At 75.1% G+C, this 3,033-nt stretch carries 2 protein-coding genes, 1 tRNA gene and 1 pseudogene; 1 reads left to right on the top strand and 3 read right to left on the bottom strand.

Translation table 11 applies throughout. The features are described from left to right. Nucleotides 1–134 precede the first annotated feature (134 nt). Together ACR9ZG_RS18590 and ACR9ZG_RS18585 are read right to left on the bottom strand one after the other, a co-directional pair. Nucleotides 135–968 (bottom strand): hypothetical protein, encoded by an 834-nt coding sequence (locus tag ACR9ZG_RS18590; protein ID WP_481286327.1) that lies wholly within the window; start codon nt 966–968, stop codon nt 135–137. Between the two features lie 54 nt (nt 969–1,022). After that, nucleotides 1,023–1,096, bottom strand: a tRNA-Leu gene (locus ACR9ZG_RS18585). A gap of 348 nt (nt 1,097–1,444) precedes the next feature. Between ACR9ZG_RS18585 and ACR9ZG_RS18580 the strand changes: the two genes are divergently transcribed. Then, nucleotides 1,445–1,816 carry a YchJ family protein gene (locus tag ACR9ZG_RS18580; RefSeq protein ID WP_481286326.1) on the top strand — a complete coding sequence of 124 codons (372 nt, stop codon included), beginning with the start codon at nt 1,445–1,447 and terminating at the stop codon, nt 1,814–1,816. A gap of 55 nt (nt 1,817–1,871) precedes the next feature. Here ACR9ZG_RS18580 and ACR9ZG_RS18575 read toward each other — a convergent pair. Then, nucleotides 1,872–3,033, bottom strand: a pseudogene (locus ACR9ZG_RS18575) (Ig-like domain-containing protein); the annotation flags it as partial.

Genomic DNA, 3,033 nt, shown 5'->3' with positions numbered 1-3,033 from the left:
CCCCGCGGGGTCGCCCAGGCCCTGGGGCGCCAGGCCAAGGCCCCCCGCCCCCCCCATTTGGGCCCGCGCCGCCCCGGCCCGCCCCCCGACAGGGGTGCGGGGCCGTCGTGCGTTCTGTAGGCGGGCGTTCCGGCTCAGCGTTGCGCCGGGTCGAGGTTGATGTCGACGCCGTGCTTCAGCTCCGGAGTGTCACCCGTCATCCCGGGGTTGAGCCAGACCAGCTGCACCTCCGTCAAACCGAAGCGTCGGGAGACTTCATGGACCGTGTCGTACGGGCTGGGGGTGTAGCGGGCAGGTACCCCCTCTTCGGCGGAGACCGCGCCGCGCGCAGACGTCGCGGCGCCCGTATCCACCGGATGCAGGCCGGGGTACGGCGACGGCAGCGTCCAGGTGATGGTCGCGGCGGCGAAGACGCGGGCGTCACCGGCCGGCGACATCGCGATCGAGTGGAGGAACGTCGGGTCGCCGAGCGACGGGAAGTCGGAGGCGAGGGGCAGCACCAGCTCACCGTCGGGGCTCACGCTGTCCAGGTCGGAGATCAGGCTGAACCGCGGGATCGCCCCCACGTTCTCCGGCCGGCCGTCGTAGCGGTCGCCGGAGGCGATGACGTCCAGTCCGTCGAGGCCGGCGAGGTCGGCCCGCGCCGGATCGTCGGGCCGGATGCGCACCTCCAGCCGTCGGGCCTCATCCACCACGACCGTGACGTCACCGGTGAGCGGATCGTCCGCGCGCGGGTCCTCGATGGGCTCGTGCGCCACGCCCTCCAGCCGCCCCGAGCCCACGGTCTGACCCTCGACCAGCAGGTATGGCAGCTGCTGCGAGAGTGGAACGGCGTCGGCGGTCGCGGTCGGTGCCGCACTGGTCGCGGAAGGAGGGGCGGGGTCGTGCAGCGCACATCCCGAGGTCATGCCCACCGCGATCAACGCCACCGCAGCCGCGACGACGCGGCCGGCCCCCCACCGGTTCATGAGGCGAGACTAGCAGGAGGGGATAACGGGTGTTGGCGGTCGTCCCACGGTCGGTACCCCCAGTGGGACTCGAACCCACACTCGGGCGATTTTAAGTCGCCTGCCTCTACCGATTGGGCTATGGGGGCGAAGGTCGCGCGGGGACGCGGCGCCCCCGGGGTGTCAGCGGTCGCGGAAGGGCGACTTGATCATCTGGACGATGGCGGCGGTCGCCAGGCCGCCCCCCACGAGCACGACGAGCCAGACGAAACCGATGAGCAGACCTTCCATGCCGTCCAGCCTACCGCCCCGGCGTGGCGGGCCGCCGCTCCCGTGTGCTTGAGAGGTCCCTCAGGCGGTTGATAGCCGCCCCTCAACCGGGGGCGGGATGATGTCGTCGACACCGTTCTGGTGAGGTGTCCCCGACCCGGCCGCGGCGCGTGATCCCCCGACATCCGCCGCGGCCGGGTCCTTCTTCGCGGCGGTAGGCTCGACCGGTGACCGCCCTCCGCTGCCCCTGTCTCAGCGGTTCGCCGTACGACGAGTGCTGCGGGCCCCTGCACCACGGGGAGCCGGCGCCGACGGCGGAGCGGCTGATGCGGTCGCGGTTCTCGGCCTTCGCCCTCGGCGACGCGGACTACCTGCTGCGCAGCTGGCACCCCTCCACCCGGCCCGCCGAGCTCGACCTCGACGACGGGCTGCGCTGGTACCGGCTCGACATCGAGCGCACCGAGCGCGGAGGGCCGTTCGACCGGGACGGGGTCGTCGCGTTCACCGCGTACTACCGCGGCGCCGAGCGCGGGCAGCTGCATGAGGTGTCGCGCTTCGTGCGGGAGGGGCGCGACTGGTTCTACGTGTCGGCGGTCTGAGCGACGCCGCAGCGCCTCCGGGGCGGGTCGGCGACGGGCCGCCCGGCCAGCGCGGTCAGCGCGCCGGCTCCACGTAGCGCTCCCACAGCCATGCCGCGACGCTCACGGCGGCGAAGACGAGGGCGGCGATCCCGGCCGCGGCCAGGCCCCCTCCGCTCTCCACGAGGGAGGCCACCGGCAGCAGCACGGCGAACAGCACGGTGTCGACGACCACGCTGAGGCCCAGCCAGACCGGCAGCGACCACTGGAACACCGCCCGCCCGGGCAGCCCGCCGAGGGGGAGCAGCGCGATCGCGGTCGAGCCGATGCCTACCAGGGCGAGCGCGTTCGCCAGCTCGACCACGAAGGCGGACACCGACCCGGTCGGTTCCGGCAGCACCCCCACCAGCAGCCAGGCGAGCACGCCGAGGGCGGCCGTCGCCGAGAGCTGCACGGCGGCGACCCGACCGCGGCGGGCGCGGCCGAGGTCCTCCGCGAACAGCGTCCCGAGCACCAGGCCGAACAGCAGGGCGGGTTCGAGACCGAGGATGCGCGAGCCGACGGCCGCCGCCCCCACGATGACGAGCAGCCACGGCTGCACGACGATCCGGGGCATGCGCACGCCGAGGTGCTTCGACAGCCCGCGCGCCGAGAGCAGCCACACCGCGTTGATCGCCGCGACCGCCAGCGCGACCGCGAGCAGCAGGCGGGTGTAGGCGCCCGCGTCGCGGACCGAGGTCGAGAGGGTGATGAGGGCCGCGGCCGCCGCCCCGACGACGGGCGCGAGCCACACCGGTTGCGCGGGGCCGGAGGCGTGACGCCCGGCGGGCGTGGCGGCGTCGCCGGATGCGGCGGCGCGTGCTCCGAACAGCGCATCCGCCTCGCCGAGTTCCGTGCGGGGCCGGTTGCGGCCGAAGAGCGAGGGGCGGCGCGGGCCGGCCTCGGGGTCGCGGGGCCCCCGTCCCCGGGCGACCGCGGCCGCGAGCAGGCGCGCGGGCAGCACGAGCAGGAGCAGGGCGGCCACCGCCAGGGCGGCCGAGCGCAACCAGACGGGGACCGAGGCGGCGTCGACCTGCGGGGCGGAGGTGGACGAGAACGGTGTGCCGACCCATCCCTCGGTGTCGGGGCGGCCGGGCGCCGGCGTACCCGGGGCGGCGGGCGGGACGGCGGGGGCGGCGCTCCGCGGCGCGGTCGGCGTCGGCTTCCGCGTCGGTGCCGGCGAAGGCGTCCGCGACGGC

The sequence above is a fragment of the Leifsonia sp. KNZ12-8B genome, assembly GCF_056755495.1.
This window is presented reverse-complemented; position numbering and strand designations above follow the sequence as displayed.